The 21,469-nt window shown below is 35.2% G+C and carries 17 protein-coding genes; 6 read left to right on the forward strand and 11 right to left on the reverse strand.

From position 1 onward, the window contains the following. Positions 1 to 16 precede the first annotated feature (16 nt). Together B3C18_RS06730 and B3C18_RS06735 are read right to left on the reverse strand one after the other, a co-directional pair. Positions 17 to 3,136: an efflux RND transporter permease subunit gene (locus tag B3C18_RS06730; RefSeq protein WP_414655342.1), complete on the reverse strand. Its 3,120-nt coding sequence runs from the start codon at positions 3,134 to 3,136 to the stop codon at positions 17 to 19. Between the two features lie 95 nt (positions 3,137 to 3,231). Continuing rightward, positions 3,232 to 3,555, reverse strand: coding sequence for a DUF6660 family protein (locus B3C18_RS06735; RefSeq protein ID WP_291144322.1), 324 nt, complete (start codon positions 3,553 to 3,555; stop codon positions 3,232 to 3,234). Between the two features lie 279 nt (positions 3,556 to 3,834). Here B3C18_RS06735 and B3C18_RS06740 point away from each other — a divergent pair, with 279 nt between their 5' ends. After that, entirely contained in the window at positions 3,835 to 4,956 is a 1,122-nt protein-coding gene (locus B3C18_RS06740; RefSeq protein ID WP_291144325.1) for a hypothetical protein, read from the forward strand. 9 nt (positions 4,957 to 4,965) lie between these two features. Then, positions 4,966 to 5,733: a porin family protein gene (locus B3C18_RS06745; protein ID WP_291144328.1), complete on the forward strand. Its 768-nt coding sequence runs from the start codon at positions 4,966 to 4,968 to the stop codon at positions 5,731 to 5,733. Here B3C18_RS06745 and B3C18_RS06750 read toward each other — a convergent pair whose 3' ends face one another. The 5 genes from B3C18_RS06750 to B3C18_RS06770 all read right to left on the reverse strand — a co-directional run bounded on the left by B3C18_RS06750 (position 5,734) and on the right by B3C18_RS06770 (position 12,472). Further along, positions 5,734 to 6,318, reverse strand: a complete 585-nt coding sequence (locus tag B3C18_RS06750) for a chemotaxis protein CheB (protein WP_291144330.1) — start codon at positions 6,316 to 6,318, stop codon at positions 5,734 to 5,736. It abuts the gene before it with no gap. Then, a complete protein-coding gene (locus tag B3C18_RS06755; RefSeq protein ID WP_291144333.1) occupies positions 6,300 to 7,109 on the reverse strand; it encodes a CheR family methyltransferase in 810 nt (269 codons plus the stop codon). The genes B3C18_RS06750 and B3C18_RS06755 overlap by 19 nt, the downstream gene beginning before the upstream one ends. 12 nt (positions 7,110 to 7,121) lie before the next feature. Next, positions 7,122 to 7,487 carry a response regulator gene (locus B3C18_RS06760; protein ID WP_291144336.1) on the reverse strand — a complete coding sequence of 122 codons (366 nt, stop codon included), beginning with the start codon at positions 7,485 to 7,487 and terminating at the stop codon, positions 7,122 to 7,124. A gap of 182 nt (positions 7,488 to 7,669) precedes the next feature. Beyond that, positions 7,670 to 11,242, reverse strand: coding sequence for a response regulator (locus B3C18_RS06765; protein ID WP_291144339.1), 3,573 nt, complete (start codon positions 11,240 to 11,242; stop codon positions 7,670 to 7,672). A gap of 15 nt (positions 11,243 to 11,257) precedes the next feature. Next, on the reverse strand, positions 11,258 to 12,472 hold the full coding sequence (locus tag B3C18_RS06770) for a hybrid sensor histidine kinase/response regulator (RefSeq protein WP_291144342.1): 1,215 nt from the start codon (positions 12,470 to 12,472) through the stop codon (positions 11,258 to 11,260). 371 nt (positions 12,473 to 12,843) lie between these two features. On the opposite strand from B3C18_RS06770, the gene B3C18_RS06775 reads away from it, so the two are divergent. Next, positions 12,844 to 13,692, forward strand: coding sequence for an SDR family oxidoreductase (locus B3C18_RS06775; RefSeq protein ID WP_291144346.1), 849 nt, complete (start codon positions 12,844 to 12,846; stop codon positions 13,690 to 13,692). A 222-nt stretch (positions 13,693 to 13,914) separates the two neighbouring features. Continuing rightward, complete coding sequence (locus tag B3C18_RS06780) at positions 13,915 to 14,175, forward strand: SemiSWEET family sugar transporter (RefSeq protein ID WP_291144348.1); 261 nt, start codon at positions 13,915 to 13,917, stop codon at positions 14,173 to 14,175. Between the two features lie 384 nt (positions 14,176 to 14,559). On the opposite strand, the gene B3C18_RS06785 is transcribed toward B3C18_RS06780, so the two are convergent. Together B3C18_RS06785 and B3C18_RS06790 are read right to left on the reverse strand one after the other, a co-directional pair. Further along, on the reverse strand, positions 14,560 to 15,354 hold the full coding sequence (locus B3C18_RS06785) for a hypothetical protein (protein WP_291144350.1): 795 nt from the start codon (positions 15,352 to 15,354) through the stop codon (positions 14,560 to 14,562). 324 nt (positions 15,355 to 15,678) lie between these two features. Then, positions 15,679 to 16,017: a hypothetical protein gene (locus tag B3C18_RS06790; protein WP_291144353.1), complete on the reverse strand. Its 339-nt coding sequence runs from the start codon at positions 16,015 to 16,017 to the stop codon at positions 15,679 to 15,681. A gap of 225 nt (positions 16,018 to 16,242) precedes the next feature. Between B3C18_RS06790 and B3C18_RS06795 the strand changes: the two genes are divergently transcribed. Further along, a complete protein-coding gene (locus tag B3C18_RS06795; protein ID WP_291144356.1) occupies positions 16,243 to 19,449 on the forward strand; it encodes a PAS domain-containing protein in 3,207 nt (1,068 codons plus the stop codon). 59 nt (positions 19,450 to 19,508) lie between these two features. Here B3C18_RS06795 and B3C18_RS06800 read toward each other — a convergent pair whose 3' ends face one another. Further along, positions 19,509 to 19,940 carry a response regulator gene (locus tag B3C18_RS06800; protein ID WP_291144359.1) on the reverse strand — a complete coding sequence of 144 codons (432 nt, stop codon included), beginning with the start codon at positions 19,938 to 19,940 and terminating at the stop codon, positions 19,509 to 19,511. Positions 19,941 to 20,152: 212 nt separating this feature from the next. Here B3C18_RS06800 and B3C18_RS06805 point away from each other — a divergent pair, with 212 nt between their 5' ends. Beyond that, positions 20,153 to 20,653: a pyridoxamine 5'-phosphate oxidase family protein gene (locus B3C18_RS06805; protein WP_291144361.1), complete on the forward strand. Its 501-nt coding sequence runs from the start codon at positions 20,153 to 20,155 to the stop codon at positions 20,651 to 20,653. 95 nt (positions 20,654 to 20,748) lie between these two features. Here B3C18_RS06805 and B3C18_RS06810 read toward each other — a convergent pair whose 3' ends face one another. Beyond that, positions 20,749 to 21,393 carry a DUF72 domain-containing protein gene (locus tag B3C18_RS06810; RefSeq protein WP_291144363.1) on the reverse strand — a complete coding sequence of 215 codons (645 nt, stop codon included), beginning with the start codon at positions 21,391 to 21,393 and terminating at the stop codon, positions 20,749 to 20,751. Positions 21,394 to 21,469: the final 76 nt, after the last annotated feature.

Raw genomic sequence — 21,469 nt, forward strand, 5'->3', positions numbered from 1 at the left:
GTCCTTTGCGTAAACCTTAGCGCTCTTTGCGGTTAAACTTCTCTAACAATAAATACAAAATCGGTAAAACGATTAAGGTTAATAACGTTGCAGAGATTAAGCCGCCAATAACTACGGTTGCTAAAGGTTTTTGTACTTCTGCCCCGCCGCTTGTGGATAATGCCATTGGTAAAAATCCTAAAGAAGCTACGGCTGCGGTCATTAAAACGGGACGTAATCTGGTTTTGGTTCCAATTATAACTCTTTGCAGCGGATCTAAAATTCCTTCTGATTTTAGTTGATTGAAATACGAAATCAGAACAATTCCATTTAAAACTGCAATTCCGAATAAGGCGATGAAACCAATTCCGGCCGAAATACTAAACGGCATTCCTCTTAGCGAAAGCGCAAATACACCGCCAATGGCTGATAACGGAATGGCTGTAAAGATTAAAAGTGCTTGTTTATAGCTCTTAAACGTAAAATACAGTAAAATCAAAATCAAACCTAAAGCGATAGGCAATGCAACCGAAAGTCGTTTTGTGGCTTCTATTAAATTTTCAAATTGTCCGCCATACGTTACATAATAGCCCGCAGGAAGTTTGAAATCTTTGTCGAGTTTCTGCTGAATTTCTTCTACAACGGTTTTAATATCTCTGCCTCGAACATTTAAACCCACGGTAATTCTTCGTTTTCCGTCTTCGCGCGTAACCTGCACCGGGCCTTGTTCGTAATCTACACTCGCCACTTGCGAAAGCGGTACTTGCTGTCCGTTTGGTAACGGAATAAACAAATTACTCACATCGGTAATATCGGCGCGATTGTCCTGATCCATTCTTACCACGACATCAAAACGTTTGCTTTCTTCGTAGATTTTTCCGGCACTTTCTCCGGCAAACGACGAACGAATAATTTGATTGATATCCGAAATATTCAATCCGTATAAAGCGATTTTATTGTAATCGTATTTGATTGTAATTTGAGGTAAACCGGTTACTTTATCGGCTTTTAAGTCGCCAATTCCGTCGATGCTTTTAATTTTTGAAATCAATTCTGATGCTTTTGAATCTAGGATTTCCAAATCATCACCAAAAATTTTGATGGCAATATCGCTTCGACTTCCCGTCATTAATTCGTTAAAACGCATTTGAATAGGCTGTGAAATTTCGATGTTTGCGCCCGGAATTACTTCCATTTCTTCTTTCATCGCATTTGCCAGTTCTTCCCAATTATGGTATTTGCCTTTCCATTCTTTTTTGTCTTTTAAAACAATAATCAAATCGCCGCTTTCAATAGGCATTGGATCAGTTGGGATTTCACCGCTTCCTATTTTGGTTACGATGGTTTTGATTTCGGGAAACTTCGCTTTTAAAATTTGTTCGTATTTAGTTGTGGTTTCCACCATCTGCGTAAGCGAACTTCCGGTCATAATTGAAGCATTAATCGCTAAATCACCTTCTTCAATTGTTGGGATAAATTCGCCACCCATATTATTAAAGACAATTAATCCTAAAGCAAATAGTCCAAGAGAAATTCCTAAAACTACTTTTTTGAATTCTAAAGCTTTGTTTAAAAATGGTGTGTATAAATTTTCAAACCAAAGCATCATTCTATCGCTGAAGTTTTCTTTGTGTTCGGTTTTCTTCGAAAGAAATAATGCACTCATCATAGGCACATATGTCAGTGAGAGTATAAACGCGCCAATTACGGCAAAACCAACTGTCATAGCCATTGGTTTAAACATTTTTCCTTCAGTTCCTATTAAAGCAAGAATTGGTAAATACACGATTAGAATAATGATTTCTCCAAAAGCGGCACTATTCCTGATTTTTGATGCCGAATTGTAAATTTCAACATCCATTTCCTCCTGCGAAAGTTCTTTTTTTCGTTTGAGTTTTTGCAGATGATGCATGGAAGCTTCTACAATAATAACAGCTCCATCAACGATAATTCCGAAATCTATCGCGCCTAAACTCATAAGGTTTCCGCTTACGCCAAAGGCATTCATTAAAATAATAGCAAACAACATCGCCAACGGAATTACCGACGCAACGATTAATCCGGCACGAAGATTTCCTAAAAACAATATCAGAACAAAAATGACGATTAATGCGCCTTCGAGTAAGTTTTTGGTAACGGTTCCTATTGCGTTATCTACGAGTTTCCCTCTGTCAATAAAAGCTTCTGCAACAACGCCTTCGGGAAGACTTTTATTAATCTGGGTCATTCTTTCATGAATTCGGTTTACGACTGCGCTGGAGTTTTCGCCTTTTAGCATTAAAACTAAACCCGAAACAATTTCTCCTTTTCCGTCTTTTGTTGAGGCACCGTAACGCAATGCAACGCCCTCACGAACCTGCGCTACATCACGTACAAGAACGGGAGATCCGTTTCTATTTTTAACTACAACATTTCCGAGGTCTTTTACACCTTTAGCCATTCCGACACCGCGAATGAAATACGCATATTGATCTTTTTCTATATACGCGCCTCCGGTGTTTTGATTGTTTTTTTCTAAGGCGTCAAAAATTTCGGTAATCGTTACACCCAGACTGTTTAAGGTATTTGGGTTTACGGCGATTTCGTATTGTTTTAGTTTTCCGCCCCAGGTACTTACATCGGCAACGCCTTTAATTCCCTGCAATTGCGGAATAATAATCCAATCCTGAATGGTTCTTAGTTTTACGGCGTCGTATTTGTTTTCGTAGCCTTTTTTGGCATAAACATCATATTGGTAAATTTCACCTAAACCTGTTGTAATTGGCGCTAATTCCGGAGAACCTGCATAAGCGGGAATGTTTTCTTCGGCTTGTTTTAAGCGTTGAAATATTTGTTCGCGTGCCCAGTAAATATCGACATTGTCTTCAAAAACAACGGTTACGACAGATAATCCAAAACGAGAAATACTGCGGAGTTCTATAATATCCGGAACAGTTTTTACGGCTTGTTCCAGTGGATATGTTATTAACTGCTCGACTTCCTGACTTGCCAAAGTGGGCGCTGTGGTAATAATCTGAACTTGATTATTGGTAACGTCCGGCAAGGCATCGAGCGGCAATTGTTTAAGCGAATAGCTTCCCCACGCTATTAAAACGAGGGTAAATAATAGTATAACGAATTTGTTTCGTATACTAAACTGAATGATTTTATCTAGCATTTGAAATATATAATGACATGAGAAATGAGACAAAAGTTTGTCTGATACGTTTGTGGAAAGTCCACGGTTCTCAATCCCGATTTATCGGGATATCATTATGCTATTTGAGGGGGCTGCCAAATACTTCCGTAGAAATTAGAAGTAAATACAGAGTTGTAATTGGGTAAAGGAATTGAAATTTTTGTGTAAGCTGAAGGAAATTCGAAGTTTACAGCTATCTGGTAACTTAAAACCTGTGCGCCGCAGCAGTTACAGGCACAAAATGGAGAACATAAATCATTGTCTTTATCGTGCGAATGATTTTCTTCTGATGAAAACTGGGCTGTTTTATGCATAGCACTATTCACTTCCATATCTGCACAAGGCATATTTGAAAGTGCCATCAAATAAATTGACATTACAATTGCTATCCATTTCATGACTGTAAAAATAATATATTATTCTGTTTGCTATTCAATTTGTCTTCAAAAAACCAGTAACATATTGATTTTTAAGCATTTTTATTAAGAAATAGTGTTTTTTAAAATAAATTTTAGTTAACTTTAACACTAATTAACCCATATTATTACTTATTATTCCCTTCAACACCTTTATTTTATACACCTCTAAAAACAAAAGATAAGCCGAAATTCCCCTAAGAATACATTAGTACATATTTATTTAAGCAGTTTTATTTTAATCAACTAACACTCTAATCAATGAAATGTAAAAAACTAATATCAGCCCTTTTTTTATTATTTAGTGTTTCATTTTTCGGTCAGGTTTATACCGATAAAATCGTAGGAGAAAAAAACCAGGAATTAAAAGACAGTCTTAAAGTAGAAAAATATCCATACGCTCTGCCCATTTGGGGAGAAAAAGTGGCTCAAAAAGGATATAATTTACCGTATTCAGCGGGATTATCTATAAACTACTTTTGGCAGGATTCTGAGATTGTGATAAGCAATTTAGAAGTTGGTTTTAATAACGGCCCGCTTTACAATCTTGATGAAATAGTACACTTCGATAAATCTTCTGTCGAGGCCGGCGCATTGACCATACGACCAGATATTTGGTTACTTCCCTTTTTAAATATTTATGGGATTTTTGGCAAAGCCAATACAACAACAAAAATAAATGCCGGAATCTGGATTCCTGATGCTGACAATAATTGGTCTGAAGTGGCATCGTTTGGAACGTCTGCCAATTTTGACGCTACAACTTTTGGTTTTGGTATGACACCAACCATTGGTATTGGCGGCGGCTGGCTGGCATTAGATATGAATATGGCCTGGACGGATATAAGTGCGCTGGATAAACCTGCGTTTTCTTATGTTTTTGGACCTCGATTGGGTAAAACTTTTAAGCTTAATAAACCAGAACGAAATATTGCAGTTTGGGTTGGAGGTTTCAGGGTTCATATTAATGGCGGTACCAATGGAAATCTTGTTTTATCGGATATTTTCGATTTGAGTACGGCACAGGGAAAAGTAGATAATGGTTTGGCAAAAGTATCTGAAAACCAAACAAAAGTCGATACTTGGTGGGATGGTTTAACTCCTGCACAACAGGCAAGTCCGGCTAATATTGCCAAGCATAATACTGCCAATCGTGCTCTTGAAAGAGCGGGCACGTTTTTAACGACTTTAGACGGGGCTTTGAGTACTGCAGATCAATCTACGATTCAGTATTCGCTGCAAAAAAGACCAAAAGATATGTGGAATTTTATTGTGGGAACGCAGTTTCAATACAATAAGCATATCATGTTTAGACTTGAAGCAGGTTTCCTTGCAAGTCGTACGCAGGCTTTGGCTGGTATTCAATATCGTTTTGGATTATAACCTATTTTTATGAAAAAAAGTTTATTATTACTCGTCACTTTTTTTTGTATGAATCAGGCGGAATCTCAGGTTTTGATTTCTTTGATTTTTGGTGATAAACTAAATTCTCCTTTTTTAGAGTTTGGTTTAGAAGGCGGTATCAATCTTTCAGATATTTCTAATCTTGACAGTTCTGGATTGAATCCCGGTTTTAATCTTGGTTTTTATTTTGATATAAAATCAAAGCAAAATCCGGCCTGGATGATTAATACGGGCGTGATTGTAAAATCACCTATGGGCGCGCGGCAAATTCCTGTTTATTCTTTAGAAGATGAAAATCTGGATAATACTTTTGCGGGCGGAACTGTGGATCGTGAGATTCGATATTTTAATGTGCCTATTTTGATTAAGTATCAGTTTAAAAATCGAATTTATCTTAAAACAGGGCCTCAGTTTGGGCTTTTGGCTTCGGCTTTTGATCAGTTTAAAAATGAGATTAATGATAATGATGTGATTTATAAGAAAAAAATTAGAGATCAAATCAGGGTTATTGATGCGGGAATTGCTTTTGGCACAGGATATCACATGAATGTGGGCAACGGTCTAAATATCACCATTCAATATTATTATGGTTTGGTTCCTGTTATGAAAGGTGACGGACCAAATGTTTATAACAGATCCTTGTATTTTACTGCCGGAATACCTATTGGGAAAGGAAAAGCGGCACAAAAACGTGCCGAAAAAGAAGCGGAACTGAACAAAGTTATTCTTCCGGAAGACGAAGCGCCTAAAAAATAATCAACTGTTTATGGAGTTGAGTAATGCTAATATTTCTTCATTATTTAAAACATAATCTGGTGTTGTAAATAGTATGGCATTATTGGGCATAAATGGCATATCTGCCGATAGTGGATTTTGTACTACAATTTTTCCGCCGGCTTCCTGAATGGCTTGTAATCCTAAGGTTCCATCTGTATTGGAGCCTGAAAATAGAATTCCAACTAGAGAATTTCCGTAGATTTCTGCCGCCGATTCAAAAGAAACGTCGATACTTGGACGGCTGTAATTGATTTTTTCTGAAGTATCTAGTGCCAGCGTATCGTCTTTTTCGAATAATAAATGATAATTAGACGGTGCTATGTATACAAAACCGGGTATTAGAATGGTTTTGTCTTCTATTGGTTTTACGGGAACACTTGATTTTAAAGTGATTAATTCTTCCAGAGTCTGATCGTCTGTGCTTTTGCGATGTACGACAATTACAATCGCATAATTACGAAGTGCATTTAATTCGGGTAAAATTTGCATTAAAGCATTTAAACTCCCTGCCGATCCTCCTATTATGACTAATCTGCAGTTTGATATTATTTTATTTTCCTCCATATTTTCTCTTTTTCAAATTGTTTGTATTTTCCGGGAGAAATAGAATATTTTATTGTTTCTTTTGTGCCTAAGGCCAGAAAACCTAAAACGGCTAAACTTTCATCAAATAAATTAATGACTCTTTTTTGAAGGTCATTATCAAAATAAATTAAAACATTGCGGCACAATATAATATCAAACTCATTAAATGAAGTGTCTGAAACCAAATTGTGTTGTGAATATACCATTTTTTGAGACAGCTCTTCGTTGAATTTTGCAATGCCGTAATTAGCGGTATAATAACTCGAAAAATCTTCCTGTCCGCCTGCATCACGATAGTTTTGTGAATATTCTTTCATCATTCTGAGCGGGAAAATTCCTTTTTTGGCTGTTTCTAAAACCGTGGCATTGATGTCTGTAGCATAAATAAGGGATTTATGCAGTAAACCTGCTTCTTTAAGCATTATGGCCATCGAATAGACTTCTTCGCCTGTAGAACAGCCTGCATGCCATAACCTGATAAAAGGTTTTGTGCCTAATAAGGGTAAAATTTCGTTTCTTAAAATGCCATAAAATGCCGGATCACGAAACATTTCTGTAACATTGACCGTGATTTCGTCGACCATTTTTTTGTAATACTCAGGATCAGAACGAACTTTTGAGAGAAATTCGTGAAAATGGTCAAATCCGCCTAATTGATATACTCGGTATACACGCCTTTTTAAGGATGCTCTGGAATAACTTCCAAAATCAAAGCCGTAGTATTCATAAACTTCGTTGATAAGTGTTTCTAATTCGATATCTTCAATCATAATCTACTTAATTCAAATTTTGCTTAAAACAAGCAATAACTTATCAACATCTACCGGTTTTGAGATGTAGTCATCTGCTCCGGCCTCTAAACATTTTTCTTTGTCTCCTGTCATGGCCTGTGCTGTAACGGCAATTACGAAAGTCGATTTTCTTGACGGAATAGCTTTTATTAACGGAATGGCTTCATAACCGTCCATTTCGGGCATCATCATATCCAGCAAAACACCATCAATCTTTTCATCAGATTTCAATAAATTTATTGCATCTTCGGCACTTGCACAAGACAAACAATCGTATGACTTAACACGTAAGGTATGTGTTAATGCTAAAATGTTTCTAGGATCATCATCAACAATTAAAAGTCGTTTTTTACTCATAAACTTTTATATTTTTTTTGCCACAGATTAAAAGGATTAAAAAGATTTTTATAATCTGTGGCTAAATATTTTTTATTTTTTTGCCACAGATTTCACAGATTAAAGAGATTTTTTTAATCGCAATATTATCTCAATTTTTAATCTGTGAAATCTGTGAAATCTGTGGCATAAACTTTTATCTATTAAACTTTATCATACAGCCAAACTCGTAATAACGATAGTAACTGGTCAACATCTACTGGTTTTGTAATATAATCTGATGCTCCGGCTTTTATGCATTTTTCCCTGTCGCCTGTCATTGCTTTTGCGGTTACGGCAATTACAGGTAAATTTAAGAACTTCGGATTGGCACGTATTTTTTCGGCTGTTTCGTAACCGTCCATATGCGGCATCATCATATCTAATAAAACGACATCTGTATCTGGATTTTCGCTTAGAACTTTAATGGCATCATTTCCGTCAAAAGCCGTTATGATCGTCATTTTAAATACTTCTAATGCTTTTGTAAGCGAATAAATATTACGAACATCATCGTCAACAATCAGCACTTTTTTATCGTGCAGAATGTTATTTAGTAAATTTAGCTTTTTATGTCCATCTTTACTGCCTTTTCCTTCTTTTTTATCTTCAACTAAATGAAGGAAAAGCGAAACCTCATCTAACATTCTTTGATACGAATGAGCCGTTTTTACAATAATAGAATCAGCGTATTTCTTGATTTTTACTTCTTCTTTTAGTGATAAACTTTTTCCTGTAAAAACAATTACCGGAAGTTTCTCTAAGCCCGGATTTTTCTTAATACCATCCAGAATTTGATACGCTTGTTTGTCCGGAATTCCCATATCCAGAATTACGCAGTCAACTTCTGTTTTGCTTAAAGCTTGGATTCCATCAGAAACTTCGCTTTTTATCTCAGAGTTAATATTATATGTTTCTAAGAAATAAGACAATGCTTTGGCATGTTTTGGATTATCTTCAATAATTAAAACCTTTTGCGCTTCTTTATTAATGATGTGCTCGATTCTTAAAAACACATCCGGAATTTTATCAAATGCTACCGGTTTATCTAAAAAGTCTACAGCGCCTTTTAATAAACTTTCCTGTTTCAGTTTATGCGATGACATAATATGAACGGGAATATGTTTGGTTTCGGCATGATTTTTTAATTCTTCCAAAACTTCCCAGCCGCTTTTTACCGGAAGTTCAATATCTAACAATACACCAACAGGTTTATATAATAGCGTAAAGTTTAAGGCATGATCGCCTCTTACGGCTACAATTCCTTTATAACCTTTGTTTCGTGAAAAGGCCAGAAGTGATTTTGCAAAATTGATATCGTCTTCAACTATTAAAATTACCTTATCTCCTTCTATTATTGCGTTTCGATCGTCCTCTATTTCATCTGGAATAGTGGAACTGATATATTTTTTTGCAGGCGTTCCTTCTTCTTTTTCAGGTTCTAATTCTACAAAATCTGTTGGAGGAATTTTGTCGACATTTACTTTATTAAGGGCAGATCCAAAAACCGGCAGACATAACGTAAAGCTGCTTCCTTCATTAACTCTACTGTGAAGGATAATTTCTCCTTTAAGTAATTTTGCCAATTCCCTGCTGATGGATAATCCTAAACCAGTTCCGCCGTATTTGCGTTTGGTTGAACCATCGGCTTGCTGGAAGGCTTCAAAAACAAGCGGCTGTTTTTCTAACGGAATTCCAATTCCGGTATCTTTTACAATAAAGCAGATAATTTTGTCATCGTCTGTATTGATTTTGATTTCGAGTGTAACTTTTCCTTTTTCTGTAAATTTAATAGCATTCGAAATCAGGTTTTTTAGAATTTGTTCTAAACGCATTTTGTCTGTTTTAATGACAATTGGCGCTTCTTTCGAAAGAATTTCAAACTCAATTCCTTTTTCTTTGGCTACAAGATTAAAGAGATTCCAAAGTGTGTCTGTGATTTCTTTAGTCGAAATATCTAAAAATTCTAATTCCATTTTACCGGCTTCGATTTTAGATAAATCCAGAATTTCATCAATTAAGCCTAATAAACTGTTTCCTGAACTCTGAATAACTTTGGCAAACTCAATTTCTTCATTGTTCATGCTTTTGTTATTATTCTCTGATAATAAACGGCTTAAAAGCAAAATTGAATTAAGAGGTGTTCTTAATTCGTGTGACATATTCGCCAAAAACTCTGATTTGTAACGTGTTGTTAATTCTAAAGCTTCTGATTTCTTTTGAATTTCATTGTTTTTTTCTTCCAATAAAACACTTCTTTCCGAAAGTTCTTCATTCGTTTGTTCCAATTCTTCCTGTTGTACACGCAATTCTTCTTCAGAAGCCTGTAGTTTTTCGGTCTGCGCTTCTAATTCGGCATTAATCGCTTCCAGTTCGCTGTGCTGCGTTTGAAGCTCTTCTGACTGCGATTTTGTTTCTTCCAGCAGTTCTAATACTCTTTTTCTGTTTTGAGTTGATTTTAAGGCAATTCCAATGTTATTGGCAACATTTCGTAAAAATTCTAAATGCAGTTCAGAAAAACCATAAATACTCGCTAATTCAACTGCACCTTCAATTTTGTTATCCTGCAGCGGAACTGCCACAATATGCGTAGGTTTTACTTGTCCTAAAGCATAATTTATTTGAATGTCATCTGCAGATAATGTTTTTAATTCTAATATTTTTCCAGATGAAATGGCCTGACCAATTAAACCTTCGCCTTTTCGAATGCGTTCGCGGTTTTTGCTCGGTATATAGCTATATCCTCCAGAAGATACTAATTCGTTTTCTTCAATAATATATAAAACTCCCGCGCTGCTGTTTGTATATTGGCATAAAAACTCAATAACATCTTTAGAGAGTTTTTGCATTGATTTTTCGCCCAGCATGGCGTTATTTAATTCTGCAATTCCCGTTTGAAGCCATTCTTTTTGAGAAAGAAGCTCAAATGAACTTTTAAGAGAAACTCCCATTGTATTCAAAGATTCTCCTACACTTCCGAGTGCATCGGCTTTTGTATCGTCTACACGAATGTCATAGTTTCCTTTTGAAATGTTGGTCGCAATGTTGCTGATTGCTTCAATTCGCTGCGCTGTTTCAATATCTTTTTTCTCCAGTTCTTTTTGTAATGCAGAACGTTCGTTGTAATCTTTTAGAATTCTGATTAAAAAAACAATCGAAATAATAAAAGCGATGAAAAAGGCGACTATAATTAAAATCAAACTATAATTTCCGTAACGTTCAGAATTTGAATTACGCTCTTCCAGCAGTTTTTGTTCTGTGTTTTCTATCTTTTTGATAACCGCTCGAATATCGCTCATCATTATCCTTCCTTCATTTAAGTCGAAGGTTAGTGTTTCCTTGTTTAAACGCTTTTTTACGATTTGATTATTCAGGTATTTAAAGAACCCTGAACGTTTAGAAGCTAAATCGGTTAATAGTTTTTGCTGCGGAGGATTGTCTGCCGTAAGCTCTTCCAGCTTTTCAAAATAAGTATTTGATTTGGCTTCAGATTCATTAAATCGGTCAACAAACTGTTCGTCTCCGGTTAATAAATAACCGCGCATACTCGTTTGGGCTTCCGTAATAATAGCCGAACCTTCGTTTAAGTTGTAAATAACATCCTGAGTATGGTTTACCCAAAAATTACTATTTAACAAACTTTTGATGCTGATAAACGAAGCAACAGAACTAATAGTAAGCACTAATAATGAAACTAATGAACTGATTAGCAGATTTCTTTTAAAGTTACCATTCATGGTTTTCGATTGTATTTATTCGTATTTTAGGGGAAGAACAATAATAAAGCTGGCGCCTTTGCCTACTTCACTTCTTGCCGTGATTAATCCGTTGTGTTTTTCTATGATTTTTTTTGCAATTGCAAGACCAATTCCGGTTCCTTCATAAGTCTGTCGGTCATTTAAACTCTGGAAAATAATGAAAATTCGGTCCAGATAAATTTCATCAAAACCAATTCCGTTGTCTTTTACCACAATTCTACAATACTTTCCTTCCGGCGCGGTTGGACTGTCAAACGATTTATCGGCAATTAATTCGGCCGTAATTTCAATTAATGGAGGTTCATTACCGCCTGAGAATTTAAGGGCATTTCCAATTAAATTCTGAAATACCTGCCTTAACTGACTCGGAATACTGTCTATTGTGGGGAGTTCTGTAGCTTTTACTGTGGCATTTTTTCTTTCGATTAAATAATCAAAATCAGAAAGGACTTCCTGTAAAACCACGTTAAGATCTGTAATTTCTGGTTTTACCTGCGCTGATAATCTGGAATATGCGAGAAGATCTGTAATAAGAGTCTGCATTCTTTCGGCAGATTTTATGGTTCTGTCGACATAATCAATTCCCTTTTCATCTTCTTTTAAATAAAGTTCTTTGATTATTTTAATGAAGATCTGGATTTTCCTTATAGGTTCATTTAAATCATGCGATACAACCCAGGCAAACTGCTGCAATTCGTGGTTTTTCATCTCTAATTCTTCGTTTTTCAAAACCAGTTCTTTGGTTCTTTCTGCGATTTTGATTTCGAGATTGTCCTGCGCTTCTTTTCTAATTTTGATTTCTTTAGAAAGAAGGTCTTTTATACCTTTAAGCTCATTTTGCTGTTCATAGATTTTGATAAAGGTTTTTACCTTTAGTATCAACAAATCAGTATCAACAGGTTTTGTAATGTATTCTACTGCACCACTTTCATAGCCTTTAAAGATATATTTCTTTTCGATGTTTAATGCCGAAAGAAAAATTACAGGAATGTCTTTGGTTCGTTTATTTCCAGAAAGAATTTTTACTACTTCGAAGCCGTCAAGTCCTGGCATCTGAACGTCCATAATAATAAGACAGTAGTTTGTTTTTAAAATTTTCTTCAGGGCTTCTTCACCAGATTCGGCAGTATCTACGTCGATATTGTGGAGTTCTAATGTTTTCTTTAAGGCAATAATATTGGCCTTGATATCATCAACAATTAATACCATGCTGTTATGGGGAATAAAGCGTTACTAGTTAAAAAAAATTGAATCATGGGTTTGAAAAGGTTCTTATTTAAAATATCTGATCCTATTTTAAATATAGTTGGTCAAACTTTCAAATTTAGAAAAAAAAGGAGCATTCACTTTTACATCGGTATTTAATTCGTTACATAATTCCCATGTTTTATTCCGCGCTTAAATTGAATTTATGAAACTCAGCTTATTAAAAGTTCAATTCTTTCAGGAAAACTTAAAATAATCATAGCTTTTTTCTTTCTTTTTAATTTATAGAGGCAATCAAAAAATTGTTACAGCCCCTTTTTCATTGGTCATTCCGCTAACTTTAATAGTCAATTTGTTGATTAAAATTACATGTTATGAAAAAGCCTAAAACCTTCCCGGAGCAAAAACAAGAACTTCCGGGAAACGAACATAAAATGAATCCCGAACCGGAAATTATAAGAGAAAACTACACTGGAAGCGGAAAACTTCTTGGCAAAACTGCTTTTATAACCGGCGGTGACAGCGGAATTGGCAGAAGCGCTGCCGTACATTTTGCGCGAGAAGGCGCCAATATTGCGATTGTTTATTTAAAAGAAGATAAAGATGCCAAGGAAACCAAGGCAATGATTGAAAAAGAAGGTCAGCAATGTCTGCTTATAAGCGGCGATTTGAAGGATGAAAAATTCTGTAAAGAAGCCATTAAAAAGTGCATTACAACTTTTAAAACCATAAATGTTTTGGTGAATAATGCTGCGATTCAATTTCCGCAAAACGAACTGGAAAAGATTACTGCAGCGCAATTGCATAAAACATTTGAAACTAATATTTATCCGTATTTCTATATTACAAAAGCAACGCTTCCGTATTTGAAAGAAGGCGATACGATTATCAATACAAGTTCTGTAACTGCGTATCGCGGCAGCGAACATTTAGTTGATTATTCGAGTACAAAAGGTGCTATTGTAAGTTTTACAAGATCATTGTCGACCATGCTTGCCAAAAGAAAAATCAGGGTAAACGGCGTTGCGCCAGGCCCAATATGGACACCTTTGATCGTAGCAAGTTTCGACAAGCTTTCTGATTTCGGAAAAGATAATCCGATGGAAAGAGCCGGACAGCCTTCTGAAGTTGGACCTGCATATGTTTTCCTGGCCTGCGAAGACAGCAGTTACATCACCGGCCAGTTTATTCATATTAACGGCGGAGAATTAGTTGGCGGATGATAAGATTGCCCACAGATTTTACGGATTGAACAGGTTTACGCTGGTTATTTGTCATTTCGAGGAACGAGAAATCACACGCGAAAGCCCGCAAAGTAAGGGTCTTCATCATTACTTCGCCAGTACAATAAAAAAGAAATCCGCGTAAACCCGTTTAATCCGCAAAATCCGTGGGCAAAAAACCTCAGAACCTTAGCCTCTCAGCACCTTAGAACCTTAAAAAAAATGAACTACATAGACATCATAGGATTATTTGCGGGAGCTTGCATTACACTCTCCACAATTCCGCAGATTTTAAAGGTTTGGAAAACCAAGAAAGTAAAAGACATTTCGCTTAAAACTTTCAGCATCCTGACTTTCGGAATCGCTGTTTGGATTATTTACGGAATTCTAAAAGAAGATCTTCCCATAATAATTACAAATAGTGTTTCCTTATGCCTGAATCTCCTTATGGTTTATTTTATTATTTATTATGAGAAAGAATAGTTTTTGAGATGCTGTGTTTTTTGCCCACGGGTTTTTACTGATTTAAACGGGTTTGCGCTAGTTTAATTTAAGATGGTTTACGCTGAGTTTTAATCTCGCAAAGTCGCAGAGACGCAAAGTTTTTTAAATTAATAGCGTCCAGCTTTAGCTGGATGGAAAAAATAATTAACGCATAAAGGGCTTTAGCCAAACCGCAATAGTTTGGCTAAAGCCTTTTTCAAGTTCTATTCTAAAACCTCCAGCTGAAACTGGAGGCAATTCAAAAAAATCTTTTTAATCTTTTTAATCTGTGGCAAAAAAACTTAGAACCTTCAAATAAAAAAAACAGCTTCTTTAGGAAAAGCTGTTTTTTTTGTAATAGTAGTAGTTAATATGTGATGCTTGTTAGCTAGCTAATTTTTGATTGTATGGTTTAAGTGAAAAATGATATTTTGCTCTAAAATGTCTTGCTGCGGCAAGTATTTCAGAAAAATTCATGGTTGAAATTCGTTTGATTTCATTAATCGGTTTCATAGCCAGATTAACAACAGGATCAAATGTGCTTAGGTAATTAAAACTGTGCTGCTCTACCTCTATTTCAACAATATTTTTTAGAATACTCTTTCTAAGCAAAGTTCCAACAAGTCCTTTTTGCGGAACTGTTTCGTATTCTTTTATTCTTTTTGAGATTCTTGAATTCTCTTTTCCTATGTAAATATAATTTCCAGAATCGTTTGTAAAATGTTGTTTTACCTGAGTAACCAATTCCGTGTTTTTGTTTTCAATAGTCGGCATTCCAAGTAGTGTAAACTGAATACGTTTGTGGCTTTCAAAATACAAAACACTATTGATAACCGAAGAATTGCTTAAAACAGCCGATTGTTTTTTGCTTAAAACTTTCTTTTCTCCATTTGCACCAAAACTATGGCTTACATTTCCATTTTCGCAATAAACAAAAAAGACAGGCGCAGTTTTAAAAGATTCGATACTTAAACTAACTTCCTCATTAAATTCAAGATCAAAATGCATGAATAAGACTTTATCATCAAATCGGTTTCCTTTAATGGAGCCTTTTGTCCATTTTGATTTAATTTCTAAATTATATTCATTGTTTTCAGCCTTTAGTTCACCGTTAAAACTATCTTTTAAGTCGTTAAAAACGGTATCAAATCCTCCAGTATTTATGTAAAGTTTTTTCATTTGCTTTGGTTTTAAAAAAAGTTGTTTTTATACTTATTTCTGTAATCAAACAACTTATGGTTCTTTCCTCATTTTCTATAAACCAAATTTCGTACTTATTGCAAATCAAATCCTTATACAATTTCAATCAGAAATTTCATAATTTTTATGCAAAGGTTCTAAGTTTCTGAGATTCTAAGTTGCTAAGGTTTATACTGTCAGATTAAAAAACTTAGCATCTTAGAACCTTAGCAACTTAGTATCTTAAAAATAAAAAACAGCTGCTCCAGAATAAATCTGGAACAACTGCTCCTCAGCAAAATAAAAATACTTATCTATTTTATTTTATGTAAGTTCACTTATGTCTGCGTTTTTTGAATAATTTTTCTTTGGGATATCTTTAAAAAATTCGGCTTCTTCTAAATCTGCTGTTGGGCCGTATCCTAATAAATGAGTTCCTTTTTCCTGATCTTTTGTTTCAATAACATATAAAATGGACATATCATCCGGATCGCTCATTCCTTCATAACGATGATGCGCTACAATATAAATTTCATCTGGTTTATAAGCATATTTAGTTTCTGAATCAATCAAACAGCCATTATCAAATAAATAATTCTTTGTATAGCCTTCATCCTGATATTTCTGTATATAGTCGGTTTCGTGTTTTTGTTCTCTTTTCATGATTTCATTAGTTTAAGATTAATTAATAACCTTTGTTAATTCAAATTTCATCATTAAAATCAATGAAAATTAACTCTATTAATTTTAATGTTACCTCATTCAAAAAACACAAAACAAATCAAATTTTATTTTTATAATTTTAGGTTTTCATCTGAAAAACTTTAGAAAACGCTATATTTATTACACAAAATTTATTGTTTCAATCAAAACAAAAACAAATTTTTAATGAACAATACCAACCAAGATTTCCTGGCAAAAGGAGGCGAAATGGGCGCGTTAACCCGTGCCAAAGACTGGAGCAAAACTCCTGTTGGGGCTGTCGACACATGGCCGCAGAGTCTTCGTACTACTTTAGGGATTCTTTTAAACTCAAAATTCCCCATGTTTTTGTTTTGGGGACCAGAACATATTTGTTTTTATAATGATGCTTATCGTCCAAGTCTTGGAAACGATGGAAAGCATCCCGCTATATTAGGTCAAAAAGGTGCTGAATACTGGCCGGAAATCTGGGACTTTATCGGTCCGCTGATTGATCAGGTTTTAACGGAAGGCGAAGCAACATGGCACGAAGACTTATTACTGCCTATTTACCGAAACGGAAAAATGGAAGATGTTTACTGGACTTTCAGTTATAGTCCGGTTACAAATGATGATGGAAAAATTGACGGCGTTTTGGTGATCTGCAATGAAACTACCGATAAGGTAAACATTCGCAAAAATTTAGAAGAAAGCAATAAACGTTACAGAAACAATATCCTGCAGACACCAAATGCGATGTGCATTTTAAGTGGAAAGGATTTTGTGGTAGAAATTGCAAATGAACTTATGCTTGAAATTTGGGAACGGAAAGAGCATGAAGTTCTTAACAAACCTATTTTTAAGTCTCTGCCCGAAGCCGCAGGTCAGGGTTTAGAAGAGATTTTACTGAATGTTTTCCTGACCGGAGAAAGATTTACGGCAAATGAACTTCCCGTAAAACTTACCCGAAATGGTAAAGTCGTTGACACTTTTATCAATGTTGTTTACGAAGCTTTAAAAGAACCTGACGGAACGATTTCTGGAATTGTTGCAATTGCAAATGATGTGACAATTCAGGTTACAGCGCGCAATGCGATTGAAGAAAGTGAAAAACGTTTTAAGAATATTGTGAGACAAGTTCCGCTTGGAATTGCCATTCTTAAAGGCAAAGATTTAATGGTCGAAATGGCTAATGAAACCTACTTGCAAATTGTAGATAAAACGGAAGAACAAACGCTAAATAAATCAGTTTTTGAATATTTGCCGGAAGCTAAAGAAACGGTTCATCCACTTCTTTTACAGGTTTATGAAGATGGAATTCCTTATTTTTCAAACGAATTACTGGTTACTTTAAACCGATATGGAAAACAGGAAGATTGTTATTTCAATTTGGTTTTTCATCCTTTACGAGAAGAAAATGATGTTGTAACAGGCGTGATTGTAGTAGGTTATGAAGTTACAGAATCTGTAAAAGCTAGACATTATCTGGCCGAAAGTGAAAAAGCGTTTCGAAACCTTGTGATGCAGTCGCCCATTGCCATGACTATTTTTAAGGGAAAAGATCATATTATAGAATTGGCCAATACCACGATGCATGATGACATTTGGCAGAAAAACCCAAGCGAAACCATTGGCAAACCTGTTTTAGAGGTATTTCCTGAGCTCTTAGAACAAAAATATCCTCAATTACTTAAAGAAGTATTCTATAACGGAAAAACGATCCGCGAAAACGAATCTGTTGCGTTTATTGATATTAAAGGAAAATTAGAAAAGTTTTATCTGGATTATCAATACACTCCTTTGTATGAGAAAAACGGGGAAATATCATCGATTATGATTACGGTAAACGATGTTTCGGAGAAAGTGGAAGCCAGAAAAAAAGTGGAAGATGCCGAAGAAAGAGCCCGTTTAGCATCTGAAATTGCCGAAATTGTAACCTGGGATTTAAATATTCCAACTCAGGAATTGATTTATTCTGATAATCTGCCGGAGTTGTTTGGTCTTCCAAAAAATATAAAAATTTCCCGTCCGCAGGTTTTATCACGCATTGTTGCCGAAGATTTTGATTTAATTCAAAAGGCTTATGAAATTGCTTTGCAAACTAATATTTACAAATACGAAGCACGAGTTTTAAAGCCCGATGACAGTATTGCCTGGATTCGTGTACACGGCAAGATATTTTTTGATGAATTAAAGAATCCTACCAAAATGCTGGGCACTGTAATGGACATTACAGACGAAAAGAACCGACAGGAAATTTTAATGAAAAGTGAAAAAAAGTTCCGTGTTCTTGCTGATTCTATGCCTCAGTTTGTATGGACAAGCGATGCCATGGGAAATCTGGATTATTTTAATCAGTCGCTTTATGATTTTTGTGGCATCACAAAAGCCGATGTTGATCAAAACGGATGGCTGCAAGTGATACATCCGGATGATCGTGAAGAAAATATCAACATCTGGATGCAGGCTATAAAAACGGGTGAAGAATTTTTGTTTGAACATCGTTTTCGCCGTCATGATGGTATATACCGCTGGCAGTTTAGCCGCGCCATTCCGCAAAGAGATCCTGAAGGAAAAATTCAAATGTGGGTTGGTACAAGTTCTGATATTCAGGATCAAAAGGATTTTACCAATCAGCTTGAAAAGCAGGTTCATGACCGAACGGAAGAACTGGAACTTAAAAACCGTGATTTGATTAATATGAATATCGAACTGCAGTCTTTTGCTTATATCTCCAGTCATGATTTACAGGAACCGCTTCGAAAAATTCAGACTTTTGCGAGTCGTTTATCAGAGTTGGATGATCAGAATATTTCGGCGAAAGCCAAAGCTTATTTAGAGCGAATTGAAGTTTCGGCTAAAAGAATGCAGACATTGATTCAAGATCTTCTCACCTATTCCAGAACCAATTCTGCCGAAAGGATTTTTGTAAAAACCAGTTTAGATGAAATTATTGAAGAAGTAATAATCGATTTTTCGGAACGTATTGAAGAGAAAAACGCTGTAATCGATATTCATCCTTTGGGAGAAGCGACTATTATGCCGTTTCAGTTTCGACAATTACTGCATAATTTAATTGGAAATGCTTTAAAATTCTCCCGCAAAGATATTCCGCCTCGTATTGAAATTAAAGCCCGAAGAGTTCTTGGAAGTAAACTCAATTTTAAGGTTGATTATCCTGAAAAAAATTATTTCTGTCTGCAAATTGCAGATAACGGAATTGGTTTTGATGATGAATACAAAGAACGAATTTTTGAAGTTTTCCAGAGATTAAATACCGAAAGTGAATTCTCCGGAACCGGAATTGGACTGGCCATTGTAAAAAAAATTGTCGAAAACCACAAAGGAATTATAAAAGCAAAAAGCGAAAAAGGCCAGGGTGCTACTTTTAAAATCTTCCTGCCTGAGCTATAAAAAAAACGCCAAACTCATTTTTAGCAATAAGTTTGGCGTTTTATATGTTTTAAATTTAATTACAATTTATACACAAAAGTTTTTCTGTCTGGAACAAATTCTTTCCAGTTTATCGTCAGCGAATGTTCAATCGATTTTATGATATCTTTCATTAAAACCGGCTTTGTAATGAAGTAATTCGCACCCAGATTTAGACATTTATCAATAATACTGGGTTCGTTTGATGTTGAAAAGATGATTACCGGAATATCGCTTTTTTCTTTAGACCCCTTCAGCTCGTTTAAAACGTCAAAACCATTTTTTCCCGGCATATTTAAATCTAAAAAAATGACACTGGGAGTTGGCGGCGGATTATAAACGGCATTTAAAAGCTTTTCTCCACCTGAGTAAGTCTGGAGGTTAATATCTTGCGATAATGACTCTACAGCGTCTGTAAATATACTTAAATCGTCTTCATCATCATCTGTGTAGAATATTGTCCAATCTTTCATATGTTTTTTTGGGTAAATCTGTTCGTTCAAAGATAGCTTAAAATTAGCAAATAAAACAATCTGTTTAGAAATTCTCACAAAAACAGTTAATTGAAATATAATAATTTAAAAATATAATTCTGTAAGCCATTCAATCTCAAAAATCTCAATTTTGTTATACAGCGTTTTAAACGCTTTTAAATCAAAATATTAAATATAAAAATTATAAAGCCATGGGAGATCATAAAGACCTTACAGAAAATTTAGCTGCTGATAAAATCAAAGAATTAGCAGAAAGCATAAAAACGTGCATGTTTTGTACTTACGACAGCTACAGGCTGCAATCACGACCAATGTCGGTTCAAAAAGTAGATGATTTGGGACGTCTTTGGTTTTTATCTGACCGAAACAGTACCCACAATGCAGAGATTACACTGAATCCGCAAGTTGAGTTATTTTTCTCTGAACCACACGATAAATTCCTGACTATTCATGGAACTGCGACAATTTCGTACGACAGAGAAACGATTAAAGAATTATACGACCCAATTGTAAAAGTCTGGATGCCGGGCGGCGAAGATGATCCGAATTTAAGTGTGATTACCGTAACGCCGGAAGATGGTTATTACTGGAACAACAAAAACGGTAAAATTGTGGCTATTGCAAAAATGACCGCAGCTTTTGTGACTGGTAAAGTTATGGATGATGGTATTGAAGGGAATTTGAAGTTGTAGTTTTTTTTAACCGCAAAGTCCGCAAAGGTTTACGCAAGGTTCGCTAAGATTAATTTCTTTGCGTGCTTTGCGTTTTTTCTTTGCGGACTTTGCGGTTAAACTTTTGCAATTAATCCATAATCCTCAATCCTCTTCATCTCCAAAGCATTCAAAATCCCTGCTTCGCTTGCTGTATTATTAAAATATATAAATCCTGATTTTAAATAAGTTGCATTTTTTATTTGAAGTAATTTTTCAAGTGAATAACTCGAATAAAACATATTCGGAATTCCGTGTAAACGAATATAAACAAGCGGAAATTCTTTGAAGATTGTTTGCGGTAATTGCGGATGACTTACGCTGCAAAACGTGATATTATTTTCCATAAAAGCATCCCAAACCTCTTGATTCCACCAGGATTTATGGCGAAATTCAATTACATTTTTGAATTTTAAATCTAAATTCCTGATAATTTGTTCCAGCCTTTCTAAAGTAAAATAATAACTCGGCGGAAACTGAAAAAGGACACAGGCGAGCTTTTCTTTTAAACCATTTTCGCAGACATTATAAAATTCTGAAAGGCGGTTTTCACAGTCTAAAAATTGTTTGATATGAGTAATTTCTTTGGGCGCTTTTACCGAAAAAAGAAAATTTTCAGGAGCTTTATTGTACCAATTATTGAAAACTTTAAGCGTTGGAAACCTATAAAAGCTTCCGTTGAACTCATACGTGTTAAAGTACTGGTAATAAAACTTAAACATATCCTAAGCTGTCACATTGTCAGGGTAGAAAATTCCCTTCCAATACCGATTATTGTAGCTCGAACATCCTATTAAA

Origin of the sequence: Flavobacterium sp. UBA7680 (genome assembly GCF_002482975.1) — a bacterium.
Classification (GTDB): Bacteria; Bacteroidota; Bacteroidia; order Flavobacteriales; family Flavobacteriaceae; genus Flavobacterium.

Coding starts and splice junctions, on each gene's coding strand:
- B3C18_RS06730 (WP_414655342.1), bottom strand. CDS start 3,136: ATGCTAGATAAAATCATTCAGTTTAGTATACGAAACAAATTCGTTATA.
- B3C18_RS06735 (WP_291144322.1), bottom strand. CDS start 3,555: ATGAAATGGATAGCAATTGTAATGTCAATTTATTTGATGGCACTTTCA.
- B3C18_RS06740 (WP_291144325.1), top strand. CDS start 3,835: ATGAAATGTAAAAAACTAATATCAGCCCTTTTTTTATTATTTAGTGTT.
- B3C18_RS06745 (WP_291144328.1), top strand. CDS start 4,966: ATGAAAAAAAGTTTATTATTACTCGTCACTTTTTTTTGTATGAATCAG.
- B3C18_RS06750 (WP_291144330.1), bottom strand. CDS start 6,318: ATGGAGGAAAATAAAATAATATCAAACTGCAGATTAGTCATAATAGGA.
- B3C18_RS06755 (WP_291144333.1), bottom strand. CDS start 7,109: ATGATTGAAGATATCGAATTAGAAACACTTATCAACGAAGTTTATGAA.
- B3C18_RS06760 (WP_291144336.1), bottom strand. CDS start 7,487: ATGAGTAAAAAACGACTTTTAATTGTTGATGATGATCCTAGAAACATT.
- B3C18_RS06765 (WP_291144339.1), bottom strand. CDS start 11,242: ATGAATGGTAACTTTAAAAGAAATCTGCTAATCAGTTCATTAGTTTCA.
- B3C18_RS06770 (WP_291144342.1), bottom strand. CDS start 12,472: ATGGTATTAATTGTTGATGATATCAAGGCCAATATTATTGCCTTAAAG.
- B3C18_RS06775 (WP_291144346.1), top strand. CDS start 12,844: ATGAAAAAGCCTAAAACCTTCCCGGAGCAAAAACAAGAACTTCCGGGA.
- B3C18_RS06780 (WP_291144348.1), top strand. CDS start 13,915: ATGAACTACATAGACATCATAGGATTATTTGCGGGAGCTTGCATTACA.
- B3C18_RS06785 (WP_291144350.1), bottom strand. CDS start 15,354: ATGAAAAAACTTTACATAAATACTGGAGGATTTGATACCGTTTTTAAC.
- B3C18_RS06790 (WP_291144353.1), bottom strand. CDS start 16,017: ATGAAAAGAGAACAAAAACACGAAACCGACTATATACAGAAATATCAG.
- B3C18_RS06795 (WP_291144356.1), top strand. CDS start 16,243: ATGAACAATACCAACCAAGATTTCCTGGCAAAAGGAGGCGAAATGGGC.
- B3C18_RS06800 (WP_291144359.1), bottom strand. CDS start 19,940: ATGAAAGATTGGACAATATTCTACACAGATGATGATGAAGACGATTTA.
- B3C18_RS06805 (WP_291144361.1), top strand. CDS start 20,153: ATGGGAGATCATAAAGACCTTACAGAAAATTTAGCTGCTGATAAAATC.
- B3C18_RS06810 (WP_291144363.1), bottom strand. CDS start 21,393: ATGTTTAAGTTTTATTACCAGTACTTTAACACGTATGAGTTCAACGGA.